Here is a 24305-nt window from a genome sequence, read left to right on the forward strand (position 1 = left end):
AGGTTCCGGACGTCGTCCGGGTGCCCCGGGAACCGCTTGGAACCCTAGGCGGCCGAGGTGACGCGGTAGACGTCGTAGACGCCCTCGACGTTGCGCACCACGTTCAGCACATGACCCAGATGCTTCGGATCGCCCATCTCGAAGGTGAACTTGCTGATCGCGACCCGGTCCCCCGACGTCGTCACCGACGCCGACAGGATGTTCACCTTCTCGTCGGCGAGGGCCTTGGTCACGTCCGACAGCAACCGGTGCCGGTCGAGTGCCTCGATCTGGATGGCCACCAGGAACACCGACGACGGCGACGGCGCCCACTGGACCTCGATGATCCGCTCAGACTGCTGGCGCAGCGAACCCGCGTTGGTGCAGTCCGTGCGATGCACGCTCACCGCACCGCCACGCGTCACGAAGCCCATGATCTCGTCGCCCGGGACCGGAGTGCAGCACTTCGCGAGCTTGGCGACGGTGCCTGGCGCGCCGGGCACCAGCACACCCACATCGCCGGTCCCGCGTGTGCGGGTGGGGATGGTGGACGGCGTCGACCGCTCCGCCAACTCCTCCTCGACGGCGCCGACGCCGCCGAGATGCGCGACCAGACGCTGCACGACATGCTGCGCCGAGACGTTGTGCTCACCGACCGCGGTGTAGAGCGCCGAGACGTCGGCGTACCGCAACTCGTGTGCGATCGCCGTCATCGACTCGGCATTCATCAAGCGCTGCAAGGGAAGTCCGCCACGGCGAACCTCCTTTGCGATGGCGTCCTTGCCCGCCTCGAGCGCCTCCTCGCGGCGTTCCTTCGCGAACCACTGCCGAATCTTGGTCTTGGCGCGTGGCGACACCACGAACGACTGCCAGTCCCGACTCGGCCCGGCGTTGGCCGCCTTCGACGTGAAGACCTCGACGACCTCGCCGTTCTCGAGCGTGCGCTCGAGCGCGACCAGCCGACCGTTGACGCGGGCACCGATACAGCGGTGCCCGACCTCGGTGTGCACCGCATACGCGAAGTCGACCGGCGTCGAACCGGCCGGCAACGTCACCACATCGCCCTTCGGCGTGAAGACGAAGATCTCCTTGACCGCGAGGTCGTACCGGAGCGACTCGAGGAACTCGCCCGGGTCGGCGGCCTCCCGCTGCCAGTCGAGCAGCTGACGCATCCACGCCATGTCGTCGACCTCGGCGACATCGCTGGAATGCCGCCCCTTGGTCTCCTTGTAGCGCCAGTGTGCGGCGATACCGAACTCCGCCGTGCGGTGCATGTCCCGCGTGCGGATCTGCACCTCGAGCGGCTTGCCCTCGGGGCCGATCACCGTCGTGTGCAACGACTGGTACACCCCGTACCGCGGCTGCGCGATGTAGTCCTTGAACCGGCCCGCCATCGGCTGCCACAGCGAATGCACGACGCCGACGGCGGCGTAACAGTCACGGATCTCGTCGCACAGGATCCGCACGCCCACCAGGTCGTGGATGTCGTCGAAATCGCGGCCCTTGACGATCATCTTCTGGTAGATCGACCAGTAGTGCTTGGGCCGACCCTCGACGACCGCGCTGATCCGCGACGCCGACAGCGTCGCGTTGATCTCCGCCCGAACCTTCGCCAGATACGTGTCTCGCGACGGCGCGCGGTCCGCGACCAGCCGGACGATCTCCTCGTACTTCTTCGGATGCAGGATCGCGAACGCCAGGTCCTCGAGCTCCCACTTCACGGTCGCCATGCCGAGTCGATGCGCCAGCGGCGCAATCACTTCCAGCGTCTCACGGGCCTTGCGCGCCTGCTTCTCCGGCGGCAGGAACCGCATCGTGCGCATGTTGTGGAGCCGGTCGGCGACCTTGATGACCAGCACACGCGGATCCCGCGCCATCGCGATGATCATCTTCCGGATGGTCTCGCCCTCGGCGGCCGAGCCCAGAACCACCTTGTCGAGCTTGGTGACGCCGTCGACGAGGTGGGCCACCTCGTCCCCGAACTCGGCGGTCAACTCCTCGAGCGAGTACCCGGTGTCCTCGACCGTGTCGTGAAGCAGCGCCGCCACGAGAGTGGTGGTGTCCATGCCGAGTTCGGCCAGGATGTTCGCGACCGCGAGCGGATGGGTGATGTACGGGTCACCGGACTTGCGGAACTGCGTCGCATGGCGCTGCTCGGCGACGTCGTAGGCCCGCTGCAGCAGCGAGAAGTCCGCCTTGGGGTACAGCTCGCGATGCAGCGTCACCAACGGCTCGAGCACCGGGCGGACCGGGGCGTTGCGCTGACCGGTGATACGCCGGGCCAACCGGGCACGCACGCGCCGTGACGCGGAGGTCGGCACGGGCGCGGGAGCGGACTTCTCGACAGGCGGCGTCGACCCCGTACCGGGCGCACCTGTGTTCTGAGACCGGTCAAGATGCTGGGTCATGCCGTCACCTCCTGCCACCACACTGCGGGCGGTCCCTCGGGACCCGGCGGCACTGCAACACCACCAGGCACAACTGTAGTCCTCAGACCCGTACGAGCGACGTCAGCGGGTACCGCTCGAACCGCTCCCGGCCGCCCAGTTCCTCGATCTCCAGAACCACCGCGACACCGACCACCTCCGCACCGGCCCGGGACAGCAGTTCGGCGGCCGCCAACAGTGTTCCGCCGGTGGCGAGGACGTCGTCGATCACGAACACCCGGCGCCCCGACAAGTCGGGCGCGTCGCACGGGATCTCCAGCGTCGCCGCGCCGTACTCGAGGGCGTAGCTCTCCGCATGCACCGGCGGCGGCAGCTTGCCCGCCTTGCGCACCGCCAGCACACCACAGCCCAATTCGAGTGCGGCGCCGCCACCGAGCAGGAAGCCGCGAGCGTCGACCCCGGCGACGAGGTCGGCGCCGGCGCCCGCCGCCGCGAGACCGTCGATCACCGCACGGTATCCGGGACCGTCCGCGAACACCGGAGTCAGATCAGCGAACCGGACGCCCGGCGTCGGGAAGTCGTCACACCAGCGCGTCAGACGCGACACCGCGCCGGCAGCCTTCTCCAGCGCAGTCGGGAGGTTCGGCGTGGCCGCTTCGGGCGCATCCATCTGAGAAATCACCTGAGAAGTATCCACCGGTCCATGTTCCAACCCGCACCGGACCTCGTCGGGTTCGGCACCACCGCGTGCATCCCCTTCGAATGTGCTGTGGTCCGAGGCTGGTCGAACAGCGGAATCGTCGGCATCTCGTTCCACAGGATCGCCTCCGCCTCCCCCGCAAGCGACATCCGCGCCGACAGCGAACCGTCGACCGCCAACTGATCCGCGATCTGGTCGAAACGAACGTTCGAGAATCCGCCGAAGTTGTCTCCGTTGCCGGAGTGCAACGCGAAGGCCGCAGCGGTCGTCGCGCTGACGCCGGCCGCGCCCGCCGCTGACCCGGTTCCGGCCAGGACGGCGTCCACCTGCCCTGCGCCCAGCGCCGTCGGCTGGAAGTCGGGCGAACCCGCGTCCTCGACCGTGATCCCGGCACCCGCACACGACGCCGCGATCTCCTGGACGGTCTGCGCCCGCCGCTCGTCGGGTCCGAGGTAGCCGATACGCACCGTGAGGTTCGGTTGGCCCGTGTCCGCGCGCGCCGCCGTCGCGCCGGGAACATCGGGATCGGTGTAGATCCCACCCTCGGCCGCGACCGCCGCCGAGTAGAACAGGGTGTCGGGCGCCGTGATCCGGGAATCGACGACACCCGAGCCCAGGCCGGTCGGCGCGTCGAAACCGGGATGCCCGAGCTTGTCGAACAACTGTTGACGCGGCAGACACAACGCCAACGCGCGCCGCGCGTCGACCGAGCCGAGGCTCCCGTGGGTAGCCAGCACCAACTGCTCGACGCTGCGCGACGGCTGGTTCACGACGTCGAAGCCGTCGCCCAGGTTCAGACCCTCGATCGAGCCGGAACCGATGTCGACGACCTCGATCTCGCCGTCGTCGATTCGGGACTGAACGTCTGAGCCCTTGGGCCACACCACGATTCGAGAAGTGGCCGGCTTGTTGCCCCACCAGCGCTCGTTCTCGACGAGCACCAGCCCGCCGTCGGCGGTGTAGGAGTCGATGCGATACGGGCCCGACGACGGCAGTGCCGTCGTGTCCAGTTCGCCGGGGGTGAGTGTCCAACCCGTATTCCAGAAGTCGGCGATGCGACCGATCGCGTCCGCATCACCCGACTGGACCGCGCCGACCACGTCGGGCACACCGGCAGCCCGTGCAGCCACGTGCGCCGGCATCAACTCGGTGGCCCCGAACAGCGAACGCCAGTCCAGGTAGCCGCGCCCGGGCTTGAAGACGACGGTCGCGTCCTTCGATCCGGGCTGGCACTCGACGCGGTCGATTTCGGAGTAGCCCGCCCGCGTGGCCGACGCGAACATCGGTCCGGTGCCGCCGTCACCGGTGCGGGTGAACCGCCCGCTGCCCGCCGCCCACGCCAACACGAAGTCGTCGCACGAGACGGGGACACCGTCGGAGTACACCGATGCCGGATTGAGCCGGTACTGCACGGTGAGCGAGTCGCCCGGCAGCACGCTGGCCGTGCCGAAATCCGTGTCCGCCACCGGCCCACCGGTGGGGCCGGTGTAGCTCATGCCCGTGAGGACCCGGCCGAGTGCCTGTCGCGCACCCGTGGCCGAGCCCTCGACGGTGTTGCCGTTGTAGGTCGTCACCACGTTGTCGATGGCGAAACCCAGCGACGGCACCTGGTCGGCAGGCTCCCCGCACGCAGCGGTCGCGCCCACCGCCGCCGCGGCCGTCAGGGCGACCAGCGACCTGACGACGCGGCGGGTGGAACGGGGGGCACTACGGGGAGGGTTCACATCCGGCATGTCAGTGCCTCTTCTTGTTGCGCTTTCCGGTAGGTGTGGCGCCCGGGCTCGGTGCACGGCCTGCGGTGGAACGCACGCGCGGCTCCGGCTGCGCGGCCGCCGCGCCCTGCACACCGGACGCCGCCTCCCGCTTGGCCAGCACCTTCTTGGTGTGCGCGGCAACCGGGCCCCACCGCTCCTTGATGCTGACCAGCATCGGGGTCGCGGTGAAGACCGACGAGTACGCGCCGACGACGATACCGACGAGCTGCACCAGCGCCAGGTCCTTGAGCGTTCCGACCCCGAGCAGCCACACCGCGATCACCATCAGCGCGATCACCGGCAGAACCGAGATCACCGTGGTGTTGATCGACCGCATCAGGGTCTGGTTGACTGCCAGGTTCGCCTGCTCGGCGTACGTTCGGCGGTTGAGGTGCAGGATTCCCCGCGTGTTCTCCTCGACCTTGTCGAACACCACCACCGTGTCGTACAGCGAGAAGCCGAGGATCGTGAGCAGACCGATCACCGTCGCGGGCGACACCTCGAACCCGACGAGCGAGTACACACCCGCCGTGACGATCATGTCGAAGAACAGCGAGACGATCGCGGCGATCGCCATGTCCCGTTCGAACCTGACCGCGATGTAGATGCTGACGATCACCAGGAACACCACCAGCGCGATCAGCGCCTTCTGGGTGATCTGACCACCCCAGGTCTCACTGACGTCCGCGACACTGATCGCGTTCTTCGACGGATTGCCACTGCTGTCCTGGGGCTGGAACGCATCGAACAGCGCGTTCTGCAGCGCGTTCACCTGCCCGGCGTCGAGCGCCTCGGAGCGGATCTCGACCGACGAACTGGCGCCGGATCCCACCGTCTGCACCGATACCGGCTCGGTGCCCAAGCTGTCGGAGTAGACCGTCTCGACCTGCTCGGTCGTGACACCGGCAGGCGTCGGGAACTGGATTCGGGTACCACCCTCGAACTCGATCCCGAGCGTGAAACCGCGGAAGACGATGCTCAGCAGCGACAGTCCCACGATCGCGCCGGTGAGCAAGTAGTAGAACTTGCGGCGACCGATGACCTCGAAACCGCCTGTACCGGTGTACAGCCGCTGCAACCAGGTGTGGTGCGGCAGCAGCGCCTGGTTCACACCGCTGTCGGTGACGGCCGCATCGACGGCGGAGGTGTTCGACTCACTCATTGGTTCATGCCTCCATGTCGGACGATGCGGAGGTCGACGCGGCGACCTTCTTGCGTTCGCGGGCGACCTGCTGGACGGCACCGAGTCCGTTGACGCTCGGCTTGGACCAGAAGCGCGACTTCGAGGCCATGTAGACCAGCGGCCACGTCACCAGGAACACCACGACCACGTCGAGGATCGTCGTCAGGCCGAGCGTGAACGCGAAGCCGCGCACCTGACCCACCGCGAGGACGTACAGCACGGCGGCAGCGATGAAGCTCACGGCGTTACCGGACAGGATCGTCCGACGGGCGCGCGCCCAACCGCGGGGCACCGCGGAGCGGAAGCTGCGGCCCTCACGCATCTCGTCCTTGATGCGTTCGAAGAACACCACGAACGAGTCCGCGGTCATGCCGATACCGATGATCAGACCGGCAATACCGGCGAGGTCCAGTGTGAAGCCGATGTACCGGCCCAACAGCACCATCACCGCGTAGACGACGAGGCCCGACAGCACGAGCGAGAGCGCCGTGAGCACCCCGAGCATGCGGTAGTAGACGAGGCAGTAGATCAGCACCAGCACGAGACCGACCGCGCCCGCGATCAGACCCGCTTCGAGCGACTGGAGGCCGAGGGTCGCGGACACGGTCTCCGCCTCCGACGCCTCGAACGACAGCGGCAGCGACCCGTACTTGAGCGTGTTCGCAAGCTCCTGAGCCTGGGTCTGGTTGAACTGGCCGGTGATCGACGTGGAGCTGCCGACCGGGGTCGCACCCTGCACGACCGGTGCGCTGACGACCTTCGAGTCGAGCGTGAAGGCGGCCTGCTTACCGATGTTCGCCGACGTGAACTGCGCCCACGTGGTGCTGCCGCTGGACTTGAAGCTCAGGCTCACCTCGTAGCGCGACTGCTGGGTGTTGAAGCCGGACGACGCGTCGGAGATCTCCTGGCCGTCGATGATGCTGGGCGCGAGCAGATAGACGGTGGTGCCGTCGGTGGAGCACGCCACCAGCGGCAGCGCCGGGTCATCGTTGCCCTGGAGCGGGTCGGGTGCCGAGCAGTCGAGCGTGGCCATCGCCTGCTGCTGGACCGTGGGGTCCTCGCTCTGACGGGTCGCCTTGGCCTGCGCGATCTCGGCCGCCGCGGCCTCCGGCGAACCGGGTTCCGGCGTCTCCGCGGCAGGGGCCCCGGGTGCCGGAGTCGGCGCCGGAGCGGACTCGGTGGGGGTCGGATCCTGTGCCGGGAACGGACGCTCCTGCACGGCCGGCTGCTCAGCCTCCGGAGTGGTGTTCGGCTCCGTCGGAGCGGGCGCCTGCGTGGTCGGCGCCTGGACCGGCGCACCGGGTGCGGCAGCGGCCTGCGAGCCGACCACCGGACGGATGTACAGACGCGCCGTCTGTCCCAGCGAACGGGCCTGCGAGCTGTCGTCGCCGGGAACCGTGATGACGAGGTTGTCACCGTCGATCACGACCTCGGAGCCCGAGACGCCCAGACCGTTGACGCGGGTCTCGATGATCTGCTGCGCCTGCCGGAGGCTCTCCTGGCTCGGAGTGCTGCCGTCAGGCGTTCGGGCGGTGAGTGTGACTCGTGTCCCACCCTGCAGGTCGATCCCCAGTTCGGGGGTCGGGGACTTGTCTCCGGTGAAGAAGACCAACGCATACAGCGCGGCGACGATCGTCGTGAAAACGGCGAGCGCGCGTACTGGATGCACCGATCCTGTCGAAGGTGCCACGGTCTGTCTGTCTCCTCGGTACGTGCGGTTCAGGTGAATGACGCAAGGGGTCGCAGATTCTCACTGCCCCTGGGCGAGCCGAGCGCGAACACGCCCCCGCCGGCAGGCTTCGAATCCTGCCGACGGGGGCGGCCGACGCATTACTCGCCGTTCAGGCGACGCTGCGTGTCGTCGGGAGTCTCGTCGGAGTGGTCGACCACGTCGTCGTCCGCGGTGTCCTCGTCGTCGACGAGGTGCTCACGGATGACCATGCGCGACCAGGTCGTGACGACACCGGGAGCGATCTCGAGGTCGACGGTCCCGTCTGCGAGGCCGGCGACGGTGGCGTGCAGCCCGGCCGTCGTCATCACCCGGTCACCGATCTGCAGGGAATCCTGCAGTTCGGCGGTCTTGGCCATCTCCTTCTTCTGGCGCCGGATGCCGAGGAACATCGGCACCAGCAGAGCAAGAATCAGAATGGGAAACAGCAACTCGAGCATCGGAAAGTCAGTCCTCAGGGTTGTCACACACGTCTACGGCACGGATCCGGGTCGGTGCCGCGCCACTCACCAGTGTGCCATTAGCAGGCCCGTCGAAAGGGAATTCGGCACCGATCCCATTTCGCTCATATCGAACACACGTCGCCGGGACGTCCGGCGAGCCCGCTCAGAGTTCCTCGGATTCGGGCTCCCCCGGGTCGAACAACCCCAGCTGAGGCTCCCGCGCCCGCACCTCGATCCCGCCGACGGCCGCATCGGGCGGCGGGGTCAGACCCAGTTGCGCCCACGCCGCCGCGGTCGCGACCCGACCGCGCGGGGTCCGGGCGATCATGCCTGCCCGCACCAGGAACGGCTCGCACACCTCCTCGACCGTCGCCGGCTCCTCCCCCACAGCGACAGCGAGCGTCGAGACACCGACCGGTCCACCGTTGAAGCTGCGGACCAGCGCACCGAGCACCGCCCGGTCGAGACGGTCGAGACCGAGAGCATCGACGTCGTACACCGCGAGCGCCGCCTGTGCCACCTCCCGGGTGACGACGCCGTCGGCGCGGACCTCGGCGTAGTCGCGCACACGCCGCAGCAGGCGGTTCGCGATACGGGGCGTGCCCCGCGAACGGCCGGCGATCTCCGCGCTCGCGTCGGGCCCGAGATCGACGCCGAGAATGCCGGCCGAGCGCAGCAGGATCTGCTCCAACTCCACGGGCTCGTAGAAGTCCATGTGCGCGGTGAAACCGAACCGGTCGCGCAGCGGACCGGTGAGCGAACCGGACCGCGTCGTGGCTCCGACCAGGGTGAACGGCGCCACCTCGAGAGGAATCGAGGTCGCGCCCGGCCCCTTGCCGACGACGACGTCGACACGGAAATCCTCCATCGCCAGGTACAACATCTCCTCCGCGGGCCGCGCGATCCGATGGATCTCGTCGATGAACAACACATCGCCCTCGACGAGATTGCTCAACATCGCCGCGAGATCACCGGCCCGCTCGAGCGCCGGTCCGGACGTGAGACGGAGCGAGGTGCCGAGCTCGGCCGCGATGATCATCGCCATGCTGGTCTTGCCGAGTCCGGGCGGACCGGACAGCAGAATGTGGTCCGGCGTCCCACCACGCATCTTCGCTCCGGTGAGAACCAGTTGGAGCTGTTCACGCACCCGGGGCTGGCCGATGAAATCGGTGAGGGTCTTGGGCCGCAGGCTCGCTTCGATCTCACCGTCCGACGCGACGAAGTTCGCGGTGACCTCGGAATCGGCCGACCCGTCGGCGCGGATGTCCGCTGGCTCGTTCCCGTGCCCGGTGTCGAAGTTCATCGCGTCTTACCGAGCAACGCCAACGCGGAGCGCAGCACCACCGACGTCGTGGCGGCGGGATCGGCGGCCACGACCGTGTCGGTTGCCTTCTCGGCCTGATCGAGCCGGAATCCCAGCCCGGTGAGCGCCTCCACGACATGGTCGCGGACCACACTCGGGGAGCCGCCCGCCGCCGCGCCCGGCACGTCCCCGGTAGCCGGGACCGCCTCGACCTTGTCCCGCAACTCGACGACCATCCGCTCGGCGCCGCGCTTGCCGATCCCCGGCACCCGGGTCAGGGCTGTGACGTTGCCCTCGGCGAGCGCCTTGCGCAGGGCCTCGGGCTCGAGGACAGCGAGGATCGCCATCGCCAGGCGCGGGCCGACACCGGACACCGTCTGCAGAAGGCCGAACAGATCCCGCGACTCCGCATCGGCGAAGCCGTACAGCGTCATCGAGTCCTCGCGGACGATCATCGCGGTCAGCAGTCGGGCGTCGTCGCCGCGGCGCAGCGTCGCCAACGTGGCGGGAGTGGCGTTGACGCGATAGCCGACACCCGCGGCCTCGATCACCGCGTGGTCCAACCCGATCTCGAGGACCTCACCCCGCACCGAAGCGATCATCGTTTCCCTGCCTTCCCCGCGGCGACTTCCTTCAGCCGCAATTCGTACCGTCGCTTCTGTTCGGCGGCGGCGGCCTCGGCCGCGGCCATCCGATCGAGCATCGGCGCGCGCCAACAATGGCAGATCGCGAGTGCGAGCGCGTCGGCCGCGTCGGCCGGCTTGGGCGCGGTCTCGAGCCCCAGGATGCGCGTGATCATCGCGGTCACCTGCTTCTTGTCGGCGGCACCGCTGCCGGTGACGGCCGCCTTGACCTGGCTGGGGGTGTGGAAGCACACATCGATCCCCCGCTTGGCTGCGGCCAGCGCCACGACGCCACCCGCCTGCGCGGTCGCCATCGCGGTCCGCACATTGTGCTGCGAGAACACCCGCTCGACAGCGACGACGGTGGGCTTGTACGTGTCGAGCCACTCGTCCGCAGCATTCGAGATCCCCAGCAGACGCTGGGCCAGTTCCATGTCGGGCGGCGTGCGCACGACGTCGACCGCGACGGGTATCACCGCTCGACCTCGACCGGAGTCCACGACACCGAACCCGCACCGGGTCAGGCCGGGGTCGACTCCCAGAACACGCACACGCCCACCTCTCGCAAATCCCCGAACAGTTGTTCGAGCATAGCGGGAGGTGGGCGCGGGTGGATGCACCAACACGCGGCCGGCGCCGGGGCGCCGACCGGGCGAGGTGGAACTACGCGTCGAGTTCGGCGAGAACCTCGTCGGAGACGTCCACGTTGGTGTAGACGTTCTGGACGTCGTCCGACTCCTCGAGGGCATCGACCAGCTTGAACACCTTGCGGGCGCCCTCGACGTCCACGGGGACCTCGACGGACGCACGGAAGTCGGGGTCGGCCGCTTCGTAGTCGACACCGGCCTCGACGAGCGCGGTGCGCACGGGGATGAGGTCTCCGGCGTCGCACACGATCTCGAACGAGTCGCCGAGATCGTTGATCTCCTCGGCGCCGGCCTCGAGCACGATCTCCAGGAGATCGTCCTCGGTCCGTCCGTTCTTCTCGAGCACCACGACGCCCTTGCGGGTGAACAGGTAGGACACCGAGCCCGGATCGGCCATGTTGCCGCCGTTGCGGGTCATCGCGGTACGAACCTCACCGGCAGCGCGGTTGCGGTTGTCGGTGAGACATTCGATGAGCACCGCGACACCATTGGGGCCGTAGCCCTCGTACATGATGGTCTGCCAGTCCGCGCCGCCCGCTTCTTCACCGGCACCGCGCTTGCGCGCGCGTTCGATGTTGTCGTTGGGGACCGAGGTCTTCTTGGCCTTCTGGATGGCGTCGTACAGCGTCGGGTTGCCCGCCGGGTCACCGCCACCGGTACGAGCCGCCACCTCGATGTTCTTGATCAGCTTCGCGAAGGCTTTGCCGCGCTTGGCGTCGATCACGGCCTTCTTGTGCTTGGTGGTGGCCCATTTGGAGTGGCCGCTCATTCGTGGGAGCCCCTTCCTGCAGTGCGCCGTGGCAGATGCGACAAATCCCACGACGAAATCGACTGCACATTTGTCGGATGTTCGATGCTACCTGCCCGCCTTTCCACGCCGAATACACCGCCTCCCGGCGAAGGTCACGATCCGATACCTCTTGAGGATTTCGGTGGACAGTCCGTCCGGTTCGTTGGAAGCCTTCCAGGGACATCCGCGACTGGACATCGATGACGACGGAACGGCAATTCGCGCGGGGGCGCACACGACTCATGCCGTTCGTTGGGGGAAAGGCGAACGAATGCGCACTGACCGAGCGGGTCTTTCGAAGAGACTGAAGGAGCGTCTACTCGGTGTCGCGGCAGCGGCACTGGCGCTTCCGCTTTTCGCGGCTCCAGCCGGAGCACCGGTTGCCTCGGCCGCGCCGGCGGGTGGCTACGAGGAAGTGTTCGTCAATTCGGAGATGGGCCCGATCAAGGTCCAGATCCAGTGGGCGGCCCGCGGCGGGAACGCGGCCCTGTACCTGCTCGACGGGATGCGTGCGCGCGACGACGCCAACGCGTGGAGTTTCGAGACCAATGCGTTCGACCAGTTCCGCGTCGACAACGTCACCCTGGTGTTACCGGTCGGCGGCCAGTCCAGCTTCTATTCGGACTGGTATGCGCCCAGTAACTTCAACGGGCAGAAGGTCACCTACAAGTGGGAGACCTTCCTCACCCGGGATCTGCCCGCGTATCTCGAGACCCGCGGCGTCTCACGCAGCAACAACGCGGTGACCGGTCTGTCGATGGGCGGCTCGGCCGCACTGACACTCGCCGCATATCACCGCGACCAGTTCAAGTTCGCCGGCTCCTACTCCGGCTACCTCAACCTCTCGGCGCCCGGCATGCGCGAGTTGATCCGCATCGCGATGCTCGACTCCGGTGGCTTCAACTCCGATTCGATGTGGGGTCCGCCGTGGGACGGGGCCTGGATGCGGAACGATCCGTTCGTGTTCGCACCGCAGTTGCGCGGCCTGTCGCTGTACATCGCGTCGGGCAACGGACTGCCCGGCCAGTACGACGCCCCGGGCGCGCTGCTCGGCTCGCTGGGCTCGTCGGACCTGTCGGGCTCGCTGGGTTCCTCCGGCTCGGTGACCTCGTTCAACACGTCCAACGCGATGGGGCTCGAGACGATCGCACTGGCGAACACACGGGCTTTCCAGCTCCGGCTGGACAGCCTGGGCATTCCCGCAACGTACGACTTCACGCCCCGCGGCACCCACGCGTGGGGGTACTGGTCGGAGGAACTGTGGAAGTCCCGTCCCCAGATCCTCGACGCCCTGAACGCGTGGTGACGGTTCCCGGCCGGTGACCCGGTGCGGGGGTCAGTTCCCCCGCACCATGTCCACGAACAGCCCGTGCACCCGGCGATCGCCGGTGACCTCGGGATGGAACGACGTGGCCAGGACAGCGCCCTGCCGCACCGCGACGATGTGTCCGGCGGCAGGGCCTTCCGGCACCCGCGCCAGCACGTCGACGCCGGGGCCGACCCGCTCCACCCACGGCGCGCGGATGAACACCGCGCGCACCGGGTCACCGTCGATACCGTCGAAATCGAGATCGGCCTCGAACGAGTCCACCTGGCGACCGAAAGCATTGCGCCGCACCGTCATATCGAGACCGTTGAGGTGCTCGGCGTCGGGTCGCGTGTCGAGGACTTCACTGGCGAGCAGGATCATGCCCGCGCACGAACCGTAGGCCGGCATCCCGGCCTTGAGGCGGGCGCGGAGCGGCTCGAGCAGTTCGAAGACTGTCAGCAACCGGCTCATGGTCGTCGACTCACCGCCCGGAATGACCAGTCCGTCCACGGATTCGAGTTCCGAGAGCCGGCGCACGCCGATCGCTCTTGCCCCGCTGGACTCGAGTGCCGCGAGGTGTTCGCGAACGTCGCCCTGTAGTGCGAGCACGCCGATCGTCGGTTGATTCGTCACGAGTGAAGTTCCTGCACTGTTCGAGGCTGTTTGACCCCGGAAACGCTATCAGCCGCGTGCACACGACGACGCACGCGGCGCATGCCCGTGCTCAGTCCCGCCGCAGGAACCGAGTGAGCCCTTCCTGAACCACCGCGGCCACCAGAACTCCCTCGCGGTTGAAGATGCGGCCTTGGGTGAGCGCGCGCCCGAAGCCCGCCGACGGCGACGACTGGTCGTAGAGCAGCCAGTCGTCGGCCCGGAACGGCCGCATGAACCACAGTGCGTGGTCGAGTGACGCGCTCTGGGTCTGCGCGTCCGGATGGGTGGTGCTGGCCGACGCCAGCAGCGTCATGTCACTCATGTACGCGAGGGTGCAGATGTGGAAGACCGGGTCGTCCGGCAGCGCCTCCCGGGACCGGAACCAGACCTGCTGCTGCACCGGCACCCCGCGACGACGCTGGATCCTGTCGGCAGGCACGTACCGCAGATCCCAGTCGGCCCACTCGCGGAACTCCCACGACTGCTCCTCCGAGGTGAGGGTGGACGCGTCGGGCAGGTCCTCCGGGTCGGGCACCGGTGGCATCTCGTCCCGATGCTCGATCCCCTCGTCGAGGACGTGGAACGACGCGGACATCGTGAAGATCGCCTGCCCGTCCTGAACCGCCGTGACCCTCCGTGTCACGAACGAACGGCCGTCCCGGATGCGGTCCACCAGATAGACGATCGGCATCACCGGGTTACCCGGGCGCAGGAAGTACCCGTGCAGCGAGTGGACGTGGAACTGTTCGTCGACGGTGCGCACCGCCGACACCAGCGCCTGGCCGGCCACCTGGCCACCGAAAGTCCGCGGGAGCATCGTCTCGGTCGCGATCCCGCGGAAGATGTCCTTCTCGAGTCGCTCGAGTTCCAGGATCTGTTCGATCTTCGCCATCGCAGTACCTTTCGCCGATGGCTCAGGCTAGCAACGCGCGAAAAGAAACGCGGTGAGGGCCGCCTCGGGCCCTCACCGCGTCAGAGATCTCGATCGACCGGAGTCAGATCACCAGCCGCGCTCGGCGAGGCGGTGCGGCTGCGGGATGTCGTCGACGTTGATGCCGACCATCGCCTCGCCCAGGCCGCGGGAGACCTTGGCCAGGACGTCGGGGTCGTCGTGGAACGTGGTGGCCTTGACGATCGCGGCGGCGCGCTCGGCGGGGTTGCCCGACTTGAAGATGCCGGAGCCGACGAACACGCCCTCGGCGCCGAGCTGCATCATCATCGCCGCGTCCGCGGGGGTCGCGATGCCACCGGCGGTGAACAGGGTGACGGGCAGCTTGCCGGCCTTGGCGACCTCGACCACGAGGTCGTACGGGGCCTGCAGCTCCTTGGCGGCGACGTACAGCTCGTCCTCGGGCAGCGAGGTCAGGCGGCGGATCTCCTGGCGGATCTTGCGCATGTGGGTGGTGGCGTTGGAGACGTCGCCGGTGCCGGCCTCGCCCTTGGAACGGATCATCGCCGCGCCCTCGTTGATGCGGCGCAGGGCCTCACCGAGGTTGGTGGCGCCACAGACGAACGGGACGGTGAACGAGAACTTGTCGATGTGGTTCTCGTAGTCGGCCGGGGTGAGGACCTCGGACTCGTCGATGTAGTCCACACCGAGGGACTGCAGGATCTGCGCCTCGACGAAGTGGCCGATCCGGGCCTTGGCCATGACCGGGATCGAGACGGCCTCGATGATGCCGTCGATCATGTCCGGATCCGACATGCGCGAGACGCCGCCCTGCGCGCGGATGTCGGCGGGCACACGCTCGAGCGCCATGACCGCGACAGCGCCGGCGTCCTCGGCGATCTTGGCCTGCTCGGCGGTGACCACGTCCATGATGACGCCGCCCTTGAGCATCTCGGCCATGCCCCGCTTGACGCGTGCAGTGCCGGTAGTGGGGGTGGTGTCGGGGGTGCTCACAGCAAACTCCTGGGTTCTCGCCGGCTTCGGATGAAGGTCTGACACTTCTTCACGCCGACAGGCCGTCTCGGCACTGCAGCGCATGGGCAATTCTAGGACGACGTCACCGAACCACCCATATCCAGTGCCCGAAAGCTGGCTTGCTGTGGTCTCGGTCATATCACCGGATCGCGCGAACCTCGGGTTCGTCGATCCGGATCACCGCCATGTTCGCCTCTTCCAGCAGATCGGGCAGATCCTGCGGATACACCGCCTCCCCGCCGTCCTGGATCGCACGGATCTCGGTCCCGGTGCACCACCGGTGCTCGGTGATCGTGCGCTGCTCCAGTTCGGTGAATCCGCCTCGGTGCGGGACGAACTCGTCGGTCTGCAGGGCGAAGAACAGTTCCTCGGACCGGATCAGTTCACCCGCGAACGGGAAGATCGCGACGCGCCGCCACAACGGACCGCGCAACGCGTCCGGCGGGACCACTCGACCGGTCTCTTCCTCGACCTCGCGCACTGCCGCCGCGCGGAGCGTCTCGCCCGTCTCCACGGCGCCACCGATCGTGAACCAGAACGACACCTCGGGGGTCGCGGGATCGTGGCCCCGCACGAGCAGAACCCGGCCGTTGCGATCGAGCATCACCACGCGTGCCGAGGTCCGGACCTCCGCGAGTTCGAGCCCCGACGGCTCGGCCCGCTCGGCGATCTCGAAGTACGTCGGCAGCGGTGCGGTACCGCCCAGGTGGAGCCATCGCACGGGTCGGCGGGTGCGCAGGGCGAGGGTGTCGCGCACCGCGTCGTTGTGGAAGCGCCGTGCGATCAGCACCCGGGCCTCGGCATCGGCCAGTTCGGCGACGAGTTGAGGTCGGAGGCGATGGGTGTCGAGCGCAGTCAGAGCGCCGGACAGTGCATTCTCGGCGACCTCACGATGCGCCCGGTCGGACCGCTCGGCCTGGTCCGCCAACGTCGACAGGCGCTTGCCCTCGATCGAGGTGGACGTCATCGCCGACGCGATCGCGCGGACCACGACGGCCCGGCGGGCGAGCGCGGCGTCGAGGGCCTGCCAGGACAGATCCGAGCGCACGTGCAATCGATCGAGCCGGTTGGCGGTCGCGTAGGCCCAGGCCCCGATCGTCACGATCACCGCAGCAACCAGCGCGAGGATCAGGATGGTCATCGCGGAAAATGTCACGAGCGAACCTCGCGGACGCCGCTGCTACCGATGGTGACCGTTTCGTAGACCCGCAGGATCTGCTCCGCGACCACCGGCCAGTCGTACTCGGCCACCACCACACTCGCCGCGGCCGCGAGTGTCCGGCGGCGATCGTCGTCCCCGAGGACGCCGTCGATCGCGGCGGCGAGCGATGCCGAGTCGCCGACCGGCACCAGCAGGCCGGCGGTCCCGTCGCGCAGCACCCGACGGAACGCGTCGAGTTCGCTGGCCACGACCGGGGTCCCGGCGGCCATCGCCTCCACCAGCACGATGCCGAAGCTCTCGCCCCCGAGATTGGGCGCGCAGTACACGTCGGCGCTGCGCAGCGCCGACGCCTTCTCCGCGTCGCTCACCTGTCCGAGTAATCGCAGGTGCCGGGCGTAGCGACCGGCTTCCTTGCGGAGTTTGTCCTCGTCTCCGCGACCGACCACGAGGATCTCGAGGTCCGGGTACTTCTCGGCCAGTGCGGGCAGCGCCCCGAGTAGGACCGCCATGCCCTTGCGGGGTTCGTCGTAGCGTCCGAGGAACAGGACCGTCTTACCGGGACGCGGATAGCCGGGCAGCGGTTCCGCATTCGCGAATGCCTGCACGTCGACGCCGTTCGGGATCTCGACCGCATCGGAGCCGAGCGACTCGACCTGCCAGCGACGTGCCAGTTCCGACACCGCGATCCGCCCGCTGATCTTCTCCAGATAGGGCTGCAGGACGCCCTGGAAAGTGCTGAGCACCAACGACTTCGTGGTGGACGTGTGGAACGTCGCGACGATCGGCCCCTCGGCGATCTTCATCGCGAGCATCGACAGGCTCGGCGCGTTGGGTTCGTGGATGTGGAGGACGTCGAAATCGTTGTCGGCGATCCACCGCCGCACCCGCGCATACGAGACGGGGCCGAACGTCAGCCGGGCCACCGAACCGTTGTAGGGAATCGCGACGGCGCGGCCGGCCGAGACCACGAAGTCCGGGAGTTCCGTGCCCTCGGACGCCGGTGCGAGGACGCTCACCTTGTGACCGCGCTCGATCAGCACCTGGGCCAGTTCCACGACGTGCGCCTGGACACCACCCGGAACGTCGAACGAGTAAGGGCAGACCATGCCGATCTTCATCGCGGCTCCATACGTGCGCGGCGGGACTCCGACAGGTCGCCCCACCACAACGGCTGCAGCATGTGCCAGTCCTCCGGGTGCGCCGCGATGTTGGCCTCGAAACGTGACGCCAAGGCCTGGGTGGCGGCCTCCAGCCCGCCGGAGACGTCGATCGGCGGGTCGATCGAGAAGCCCCACCCGTCGTTCGTGAACCAGCAGTGCACGGGCAGCAGGGCCGCGCCGGTCTCGATCGCGAGCTTGGCCGGTCCGGCCGGCATCCGGGTCGGTTCACCGAAGAACGTGACCGGCACCCCCCGGGCGGCCAGGTCCCGCTCACCGAGCAGACACACGATCTTGTTGTCGCGCAGGCGCACCGCGAGTTCACCGAACGGCGGGGTTTCGCCGCCGCTGAGCGGGAAGATCTCGAATCCGAGACCCTCTCGGTATTCGACGAAGCGCTGGTACAGAGACTCCGGCTTCAGCCGTTCGGCAACAGTCGACAGGCCACCCCAGTTCTGCGCGCACCACACGCCGGCCATGTCCCAGTTCCCGCTGTGCGGCAGCGCCAGGACCGCGCCGCGGCCGTCGGCCATCGCCTGTTCCAGGTGTTGCTGCCCCTCGACACTCGAATCGATCGCGGCGGCAGTCGCGACCAGATCCATCGACGGCAGCCGGAACGCCTCCCGCCAGTAGCGGGCGTACGACCGGAGGGAATCGCGGATCAGCTCGTCCGGCACGTCCGTGGCCGGCACACCCAGCACGCGAGCGAGGTTGCGGCGCAACTGCTGCGGGCCCCCGTTCCGCCGGGCCGCGAAGTCGGCACCCGCGTCGAACAGTGCGGTCGCCACCCGCTCTGGCAGGGCCCGGACGACGCGCCAGCCGGTCGCGTAGCCGAGATCGGCGACCCGTTCCGAGAAACTCACGACGCGGACGCCTCTCCGCCACCGGGCTTCTCGTCGACACTCTTCGGAGCGATCGGCAGCAGATCGCGCGCGCCCGCCGAATTGCGGACCGCGAGGACGCGCTGGAACACCGTGACGATGCTCGCGGCCGCGAGGATCCACATCGCGACGTAGACCGCCCAGTGCAACCAGCCGATGTCGAAGTGCCCGGCGATACCGGTGAGCCCGGCACCGACGAGAACGATGATCAGACGGTCCGGACGCTCGATGAGGCCGCCGTCGGCCGACAGGCCGCTGGCCTCCGCCCGCGCCTTCGCGTACGAGATGACCTGCGAACTCACGAGACAGATGAGCGTCGCGACCAGCAGACTCTTGCTGTTCTCGTGATAGACGGCCCACCACGCCAGACCAGCGAAGATCGCGCCGTCGGCGATCCGGTCGCACGTGGCGTCGAGCACGGCCCCGTAGCGCGTGCCACCACCTCGGGCGCGGGCCATCGCGCCGTCGAGCATGTCGAACATCACGAAGAACCAGATGAAGATGGTGCCCCAGAACAAATGGCCGGACGGGAAGAGGGTGAGCGCGCCCCCGATGCTCGCGACGGTGCCGATCACCGTGACAGTGTCGGGCGTCAACCCGGTCTTCACCAGCGCCTGCCCCATCGGCGCCGTCACCTTCGACACCGACGCACGGCCGAAGAAACTCAGCATTCCGCTCCCCCCTCTCGCCACCGGTAGAGGTGCCGGGTCCCGCCGGACCCTGCTTCCGATCCTGCCATTCCGAATCCTCGACGAACCCGGCCGACTCTGCCGATCACTCGTTCCAGGCCCCCGCGAGCAGCGCGCGCGTCTCACGCAGCAACTGCGGCATCACCTTCGCACCCCCGAGGATGGTGATGAAGTTCGCGTCCCCACCCCAGCGCGGAACGATGTGCTGGTGCAGGTGCTCGGCCAGCGAACCGCCGGCCGCCGCCCCGAGATTGAGTCCGACGTTGAAGCCGTCCGGGTTCGACACCCGCTTGATGACCCGGATCGCCTGCTGGGTGAACGCCATCAATTCGGCGCTCTCCTCCGGCGTCAAGTCCTCGATAGCCGCGACCCGCCGGTACGGCACCACCATCAGATGCCCGGGGTTGTACGGGTACAGGTTGAGTACCGCGTACACCGCCTCGCCGCGAGCGACGATGAGCCCCTCCTCGTCGCTCATCTTCGGGATCTCGGTGAACGGACCCTCACTCGAGCTGGACGTCTTGGGCGCTTCCGCGATGTACGACATGCGGTGCGGCGACCACAGCCGCTGCAGCTGGTCCGGGTCACCCGGGCCCGTGTCGACGAGCGCGCCGGCCTCGTTGGTGCCGTTCGACTGCTCGGTCACTGGGCACCGCCCACGAGTTCGGCTGTGGGCGAAGCGTTCTCGCGACGGCCGATCCACGACACGATCGTATCGACCGCATCCGCGACCGGCACGCCGTTGACCTGGGTGCCGTCACGGAAGCGGAAGCTGACCGCGCCCGCCTCGACGTCCCGCTCACCGGCGAGCAACATGAACGGCACCTTCTGGGTGGTGTGGTTTCGGATCTTCTTCTGCATACGGTCGTCACTGACGTCCACCTCGGCCCGAACACCGGCGGCCTTGAGCTGCTTGACGACGTCAAACAGGTGATCCTCGAACGCCTCGGCGACCGGGATGCCGACCACCTGGACGGGCGCGAGCCACGCCGGGAACGCGCCCGCGTAGTGCTCGGTGAGGACGCCGAAGAACCGCTCGATGGAACCGAACAGCGCGCGGTGGATCATCACCGGACGCTGCTTGGCGCCATCCGAGCCGGTGAACTCGAGGTCGAACCGCTCGGGCAGATTGAAGTCGAGCTGAATGGTCGACATCTGCCAGCTGCGGCCCAGCGCGTCCTGCACCTGCACGGAGATCTTGGGGCCGTAGAACGCGGCTCCGCCCGGATCCGGCACCAGGTTCAGTCCGGACGCCTCGCCGACCTCACGCAGCGTATCGGTCGCCTCGTCCCACAGTGCGTCGTCGCCGACGAACTTGTCGGGGTTCTTGGTCGACAGCTCGAGATAGAAGTCGTCGAGGCCGTAGTCCTCGAGCAGACCCAGCACGAACTTCAGCGTGGTGGTCAGCTCGTCGCGCATCTGCTCCTTGGTGCAGTAGATGTGCGCGTCGTCCTGCGTCATGCCGCGGACACGGGTCAGTCCGTGCACGACGCCGGACTTCTCGTAGCGGTATACCGAACCGAACTCGAACAGCCGCAGCGGCAGCTCACGGTACGAACGGCCACGCGATCCGAAGACCAGGTTGTGCATCGGGCAGTTCATCGGCTTGAGGTAGTAGTCCTGGCCCGGCTTGCGCACCGTGCCGTCCTCGTTGAGTTCCTCGTCGATGTGCATCGCCGGGAACATGCCGTCTCGGTACCAGTCGAGGTGGCCGGAGACCTCGTACAGATGCCCCTTGGTGATGTGCGGCGAGTAGACGAACTCGTAGCCCTCCTGCACGTGACGCTGGCGGGAGTAGTTCTCCATCTCCTGACGGATGATGCCGCCCTTGGGGTGGAACACCGGCAGTCCGGAGCCCAGCTCGTCGGGGAATGAGAACAGGTCCAGCTCGGCACCGAGCTTGCGGTGGTCGCGTCGCTCGGCCTCGGCGAGCAGTTCGAGGTGCTTGTCGAGCGCTTCGGTCGACTCCCATGCCGTGCCGTAGACGCGCTGCAGGTCCTCGCGGCTCTGATCGCCGCGCCAGTACGCGGCCGAGCTGCGGGTGATCTTGAACGCCGGGATGTACTTCGTCGTCGGAATGTGCGGACCGCGGCACAGGTCCTTCCAGATCACCTCGCCGGTGCGCGGGTTGAGGTTGTCGTAGATCGTCAGCTCGTTGCCACCGACCTCCATGACCTCGGGGTCGTCGATACCCGACTTGTCGCTGATGAGCTCGAGCTTGAACGGCTCGTTCGCGAGTTCGGTGCGGGCGTCCTCGATGTCGTCGACGACACGGCGGGAGAACCGCTGCGCGTCCTTGACGATCTTCTTCATCCGCTTCTCGAGCTTCGCCAGATCCTCCGGCGTGAACGGGCGGTCCACCTGGAAGTCGTAGTAGAAGCCGTCCTTGATGGGCGGGCCGATCCCCAGCTTGGCTTCGGGGAACTCCTGCTGCACGGCCTGCGCGAGCACGTGCGCGGCCGAGTGCCGGATCACGCTGCGGCCGTCCTCGGTGTCGGCGGCGACCGCCTCGACCTCGACGTCGACGTCGGGAGTCCAGGACAGATCCTTGAGCTGCCCCTCGGCATCGCGGACGACGACGATCGCGTCGGAGCCCTTCCCGGGAAGTCCGGCGTCGCGCACCGCCGTGCCCGCGGTCGTCCCGGCGGGCACTCGGACGCGTGCGGCTGGGGTGGCGGATGCGGGCGTGGTCACGGCGATGCGCTCCTAGGTATGAGGGTGTGCCCCGGGATGAGGGGCGACCCCATGTTATCGGCACCGCGTCGCCATCAGTGGAACCGTCCCGCCGTCACGCCGACGGAGACCTAGAGGGGACTCTCCAACCATGACTGTTCGAGCCCCACCCACGATCCGATCATCCCGAACATGCCGAGCACCCAGAGGGTCGCGACGACGACGATCGTGGTGACGAGCACCCCGAGCGCCTTGACGACGGCTGACTGACGGGAGAACCAGATCATGAACCGGTCGTAGCGGGCGCGCACCCAGTGCAGCAGTCGGTACGCCCACGCGAACTCGGAGGCCAGGATGCCGAGGCCTGCGAAGACGATCAGCCAACCCGGGCCGGGGTACGGAATGGCCACGATGCCTGCCGCGAGGACCACGGCGCCGACGATCCCGACACCGATCCGGTAGGCGAGGTTCAGCGAGGTGTTGGCGGCAATCCGCCGGCGCCGGCGGAGCCACCGGCTCTCGACCTCTTCGAGTGCTTCGATCGGATGGAACCCGTCTTTTCCCGCGGCGGCGCCGGTGTTGCCGTCGGCCGTTCGGTCGTTCACAGTTCGATCACCCAACGTCCGCACCCACCGTCGCCTCGAGTCCCTGCCGGCCCGCGCACCGACAGCTCAAGACTACCGACGACGTAGATCACCCGACCGTGCGCAATCCGGCACGGACCCGAGCAGTTCGGACGATTCGGGCGCGGCCGGTCGTCGACTGCCGGATAGTGGCCCGATGCACAGGACACAGCGATTACATCGAATCGTCGTCGCGTTCGGAGCGTCCGCCGTCTGCGCGGTCGCTCTCGCCGGATGCGCGAGCGACAACGCGAACCCGGGTTCGACGGGGGATCCGGCGGGAATCAACACCCGCGGCACCGGAACCGCGACCGGCACACCCGACACGCTGACGGTGGCGCTCGGGGTCCAGACCCAGGCCGGCGAGGCATCGGCGGCACTGGACGCCAACGCACAGAGGTCCACGGCACTGATCGACACGCTGAAGGGCAAGGGTGTGCCCGCCGAGGACATCCAGACCAGCGGGTTGTCGGTGAGCCCGACGTACGAGAGCGGGTCCGGACGGATCAACGGCTACCAGGTGACCAACCGGGTGACCGCGACGCTGCACGATCTCGCCACGGCCGGGAACCTCATCGACGCGGCTGCGGCCGCCGCGGGCGATGCGATCCGGGTGGAACAGACCACCTTCTCGATATCCGACGACAGCGACCTGCGGGCCGAGGCCCGGGCCCGCGCAGTCGGGCAGGCACAGGACCAGGCCGAGCAGATCGCCCGGGCCGCCGGTGTCGATCTGGGCAAGGTGCGCTCGATCGTCGAGGTGCCGCCGGCGTCGTCGGAGAACCCGCTGATGCGATCCCCGATGGCGTTCGACCAGGCTGCGGCTAGTGCGGTTCCGATCGAGGCCGGCAGTCAGGAACTGACCGTGAACGTCCAGATCACCTACGACATCGGCTGAGCCCGCCGACCGGAGCCGACGACCCGGGAACGAGAAAGGCCCCGCTCGATTGCAATCGGGCGGGGCCTTTCTTCTGTGGTCCCGGCTGGGATCGAACCAGCGACCTTCCCGGTGTGAACGGGACGCTCTTCCACTGAGCCACGGGACCGAACCGCGCTGATCACTCGCGGTCGAACGAGACGAAACATTAACACGCACTCTCGGCGAACACGAATCCCCTGGTTGTCATTCGTTTTCGAACCGGCAACGCCGTGCCGCGCGGCCAGAGCACGCCGGTCCACGCCGCTCGCGACCCCACCGCCCCCGCGACCATCGTCAGCATCGGACATCCGCGCCGACCTCGCCGGGTGTGCGCACACGCGCGCGAGCGCATGCGGGTGAGTCACTTCCAGGAGGGCGCCCACGCCGCACCCGCCGGCCCCCGCACCGCCACGCGTCCGACCCGCCCGTGACGCCGGAACGAATCGTCCGTGCCCGTCGGTTCGGTATTCACCGGACGTTCACCAGGGAAATCGCTCGACAGCAGTGTCAGATTTCCTCGTTGACCTGCTGATTTGTGCCTTTCTCGAATGGTCCGCTAATGTTCTCACCGCACCGGGGAAGCGGAAACGCCCCGCCGGTGCGAATGCGGATGTAGCGCAGCTGGTAGCGCATCACCTTGCCAAGGTGAGGGTCGCGGGTTCGAATCCCGTCATCCGCTCGAGAGGTTGGACTCGACCTTTTATGGTGGAGTGGCCGAGTGGTGAGGCAACGGCCTGCAAAGCCGTGCACACGGGTTCGATTCCCGTCTCCACCTC

General features: G+C 67.9%; 22 protein-coding genes and 3 tRNA genes. 4 read left to right on the forward strand and 21 right to left on the reverse strand.

The features are described 5' to 3' along the window. Nucleotides 1-44: 44 nt before the first annotated feature. From AC1RIF_RS06005 to AC1RIF_RS06050, 10 genes are all read right to left on the reverse strand, one after another. Nucleotides 45-2387 (reverse strand): RelA/SpoT family protein, encoded by a 2343-nt coding sequence (locus tag AC1RIF_RS06005; RefSeq protein WP_492600461.1) that lies wholly within the window; start codon nt 2385-2387, stop codon nt 45-47. Between the two features lie 82 nt (nt 2388-2469). Continuing rightward, nucleotides 2470-3036 (reverse strand): adenine phosphoribosyltransferase, encoded by a 567-nt coding sequence (locus AC1RIF_RS06010; RefSeq protein WP_492600462.1) that lies wholly within the window; start codon nt 3034-3036, stop codon nt 2470-2472. Between the two features lie 8 nt (nt 3037-3044). Next, the gene (locus AC1RIF_RS06015) at nt 3045-4799 is read right to left on the reverse strand and encodes an ABC transporter substrate-binding protein (protein ID WP_492600463.1); all 1755 of its coding nucleotides are present in this window, start codon (nt 4797-4799) and stop codon (nt 3045-3047) included. Nucleotide 4800: 1 nt separating this feature from the next. After that, a complete protein-coding gene (secF, locus tag AC1RIF_RS06020) occupies nt 4801-5982 on the reverse strand; it encodes a protein translocase subunit SecF (RefSeq protein WP_492600464.1) in 1182 nt (393 codons plus the stop codon). Between the two features lie 4 nt (nt 5983-5986). Further along, entirely contained in the window at nt 5987-7693 is a 1707-nt protein-coding gene (secD, locus tag AC1RIF_RS06025) for a protein translocase subunit SecD (RefSeq protein WP_492600465.1), read from the reverse strand. Between the two features lie 140 nt (nt 7694-7833). Further along, nucleotides 7834-8172 carry a preprotein translocase subunit YajC gene (gene yajC / locus AC1RIF_RS06030; protein WP_492600466.1) on the reverse strand — a complete coding sequence of 113 codons (339 nt, stop codon included), beginning with the start codon at nt 8170-8172 and terminating at the stop codon, nt 7834-7836. 166 nt (nt 8173-8338) lie between these two features. Continuing rightward, entirely contained in the window at nt 8339-9478 is a 1140-nt protein-coding gene (ruvB, locus tag AC1RIF_RS06035; protein ID WP_492600467.1) for a Holliday junction branch migration DNA helicase RuvB, read from the reverse strand. Then, nucleotides 9475-10080, reverse strand: a complete 606-nt coding sequence (gene ruvA / locus AC1RIF_RS06040; RefSeq protein WP_492600468.1) for a Holliday junction branch migration protein RuvA — start codon at nt 10078-10080, stop codon at nt 9475-9477. Before ruvA ends, ruvB begins: the two co-directional genes overlap by 4 nt. Continuing rightward, complete coding sequence (gene ruvC, locus AC1RIF_RS06045; RefSeq protein WP_492600469.1) at nt 10077-10652, reverse strand: crossover junction endodeoxyribonuclease RuvC; 576 nt, start codon at nt 10650-10652, stop codon at nt 10077-10079. Before ruvC ends, ruvA begins: the two co-directional genes overlap by 4 nt. A gap of 112 nt (nt 10653-10764) precedes the next feature. Continuing rightward, a complete protein-coding gene (locus AC1RIF_RS06050; protein ID WP_492600470.1) occupies nt 10765-11517 on the reverse strand; it encodes a YebC/PmpR family DNA-binding transcriptional regulator in 753 nt (250 codons plus the stop codon). 292 nt (nt 11518-11809) lie between these two features. On the opposite strand from AC1RIF_RS06050, the gene AC1RIF_RS06055 reads away from it, so the two are divergent. Then, nucleotides 11810-12844: an alpha/beta hydrolase gene (locus AC1RIF_RS06055; protein WP_492600471.1), complete on the forward strand. Its 1035-nt coding sequence runs from the start codon at nt 11810-11812 to the stop codon at nt 12842-12844. Between the two features lie 30 nt (nt 12845-12874). Here the strand turns inward: AC1RIF_RS06055 and pdxT are convergent, their stop codons facing one another. The 10 genes from pdxT to AC1RIF_RS06105 form a co-directional block, all read right to left on the reverse strand. Further along, the gene (pdxT, locus tag AC1RIF_RS06060) at nt 12875-13480 is read right to left on the reverse strand and encodes a pyridoxal 5'-phosphate synthase glutaminase subunit PdxT (RefSeq protein WP_492600472.1); all 606 of its coding nucleotides are present in this window, start codon (nt 13478-13480) and stop codon (nt 12875-12877) included. A 91-nt stretch (nt 13481-13571) separates the two neighbouring features. Then, on the reverse strand, nt 13572-14393 hold the full coding sequence (locus tag AC1RIF_RS06065) for an acyl-CoA thioesterase (RefSeq protein ID WP_492600473.1): 822 nt from the start codon (nt 14391-14393) through the stop codon (nt 13572-13574). A 108-nt stretch (nt 14394-14501) separates the two neighbouring features. After that, nucleotides 14502-15404, reverse strand: coding sequence for a pyridoxal 5'-phosphate synthase lyase subunit PdxS (gene pdxS, locus AC1RIF_RS06070; RefSeq protein WP_174909860.1), 903 nt, complete (start codon nt 15402-15404; stop codon nt 14502-14504). A gap of 160 nt (nt 15405-15564) precedes the next feature. Continuing rightward, a complete protein-coding gene (locus AC1RIF_RS06075; protein WP_492600474.1) occupies nt 15565-16581 on the reverse strand; it encodes an NUDIX hydrolase in 1017 nt (338 codons plus the stop codon). Further along, nucleotides 16578-17705, reverse strand: a complete 1128-nt coding sequence (locus AC1RIF_RS06080) for a glycosyltransferase family 4 protein (RefSeq protein WP_492600475.1) — start codon at nt 17703-17705, stop codon at nt 16578-16580. Before AC1RIF_RS06080 ends, AC1RIF_RS06075 begins: the two co-directional genes overlap by 4 nt. After that, nucleotides 17702-18607 carry a phosphatidylinositol mannoside acyltransferase gene (locus AC1RIF_RS06085; RefSeq protein ID WP_492600476.1) on the reverse strand — a complete coding sequence of 302 codons (906 nt, stop codon included), beginning with the start codon at nt 18605-18607 and terminating at the stop codon, nt 17702-17704. The genes AC1RIF_RS06080 and AC1RIF_RS06085 overlap by 4 nt, the downstream gene beginning before the upstream one ends. Further along, the gene (pgsA, locus tag AC1RIF_RS06090) at nt 18604-19296 is read right to left on the reverse strand and encodes a phosphatidylinositol phosphate synthase (RefSeq protein WP_492600477.1); all 693 of its coding nucleotides are present in this window, start codon (nt 19294-19296) and stop codon (nt 18604-18606) included. Before pgsA ends, AC1RIF_RS06085 begins: the two co-directional genes overlap by 4 nt. A 103-nt stretch (nt 19297-19399) precedes the next feature. After that, nucleotides 19400-19960: an ATP adenylyltransferase gene (locus AC1RIF_RS06095; RefSeq protein WP_492600478.1), complete on the reverse strand. Its 561-nt coding sequence runs from the start codon at nt 19958-19960 to the stop codon at nt 19400-19402. After that, nucleotides 19957-22008, reverse strand: coding sequence for a threonine--tRNA ligase (gene thrS, locus AC1RIF_RS06100; RefSeq protein ID WP_492600479.1), 2052 nt, complete (start codon nt 22006-22008; stop codon nt 19957-19959). The genes AC1RIF_RS06095 and thrS overlap by 4 nt, the downstream gene beginning before the upstream one ends. Before the next feature lie 110 nt (nt 22009-22118). Beyond that, entirely contained in the window at nt 22119-22529 is a 411-nt protein-coding gene (locus tag AC1RIF_RS06105; protein WP_492600785.1) for a TIGR02611 family protein, read from the reverse strand. Between the two features lie 238 nt (nt 22530-22767). Here AC1RIF_RS06105 and AC1RIF_RS06110 point away from each other — a divergent pair, with 238 nt between their 5' ends. Then, nucleotides 22768-23508: an SIMPL domain-containing protein gene (locus AC1RIF_RS06110; protein ID WP_492600480.1), complete on the forward strand. Its 741-nt coding sequence runs from the start codon at nt 22768-22770 to the stop codon at nt 23506-23508. Between the two features lie 76 nt (nt 23509-23584). Here the strand turns inward: AC1RIF_RS06110 and AC1RIF_RS06115 are convergent. Then, nucleotides 23585-23656: transfer RNA gene (locus tag AC1RIF_RS06115), tRNA-Val, on the reverse strand. A gap of 479 nt (nt 23657-24135) precedes the next feature. Here AC1RIF_RS06115 and AC1RIF_RS06120 point away from each other — a divergent pair. Together AC1RIF_RS06120 and AC1RIF_RS06125 are read left to right on the forward strand one after the other, a co-directional pair. Beyond that, nucleotides 24136-24208 (forward strand) — tRNA-Gly (locus AC1RIF_RS06120). Nucleotides 24209-24233: 25 nt separating this feature from the next. Continuing rightward, a tRNA-Cys gene (locus AC1RIF_RS06125) sits at nt 24234-24304 on the forward strand. Nucleotide 24305 lies beyond the last annotated feature (1 nt).

It is taken from the genome of Prescottella sp. GW823-FHT02E09 (assembly GCF_058797375.1).

What these genes read in the sequence shown, in the direction of transcription:
- AC1RIF_RS06080 (WP_492600475.1), bottom strand. Translation starts at nt 17,705, where the DNA reads ATGAAGATCGGCATGGTCTGCCCTTACTCGTTCGACGTTCCGGGTGGT.
- pgsA (WP_492600477.1), bottom strand. Translation starts at nt 19,296, where the DNA reads ATGCTGAGTTTCTTCGGCCGTGCGTCGGTGTCGAAGGTGACGGCGCCG.
- AC1RIF_RS06015 (WP_492600463.1), bottom strand. Translation starts at nt 4,799, where the DNA reads ATGCCGGATGTGAACCCTCCCCGTAGTGCCCCCCGTTCCACCCGCCGC.
- AC1RIF_RS06110 (WP_492600480.1), top strand. Translation starts at nt 22,768, where the DNA reads ATGCACAGGACACAGCGATTACATCGAATCGTCGTCGCGTTCGGAGCG.
- AC1RIF_RS06050 (WP_492600470.1), bottom strand. Translation starts at nt 11,517, where the DNA reads ATGAGCGGCCACTCCAAATGGGCCACCACCAAGCACAAGAAGGCCGTG.
- AC1RIF_RS06010 (WP_492600462.1), bottom strand. Translation starts at nt 3,036, where the DNA reads ATGGATGCGCCCGAAGCGGCCACGCCGAACCTCCCGACTGCGCTGGAG.
- ruvA (WP_492600468.1), bottom strand. Translation starts at nt 10,080, where the DNA reads ATGATCGCTTCGGTGCGGGGTGAGGTCCTCGAGATCGGGTTGGACCAC.
- ruvB (WP_492600467.1), bottom strand. Translation starts at nt 9,478, where the DNA reads ATGAACTTCGACACCGGGCACGGGAACGAGCCAGCGGACATCCGCGCC.
- AC1RIF_RS06005 (WP_492600461.1), bottom strand. Translation starts at nt 2,387, where the DNA reads ATGACCCAGCATCTTGACCGGTCTCAGAACACAGGTGCGCCCGGTACG.
- AC1RIF_RS06065 (WP_492600473.1), bottom strand. Translation starts at nt 14,393, where the DNA reads ATGGCGAAGATCGAACAGATCCTGGAACTCGAGCGACTCGAGAAGGAC.
- AC1RIF_RS06055 (WP_492600471.1), top strand. Translation starts at nt 11,810, where the DNA reads ATGCGCACTGACCGAGCGGGTCTTTCGAAGAGACTGAAGGAGCGTCTA.
- secF (WP_492600464.1), bottom strand. Translation starts at nt 5,982, where the DNA reads ATGAGTGAGTCGAACACCTCCGCCGTCGATGCGGCCGTCACCGACAGC.
- yajC (WP_492600466.1), bottom strand. Translation starts at nt 8,172, where the DNA reads ATGCTCGAGTTGCTGTTTCCCATTCTGATTCTTGCTCTGCTGGTGCCG.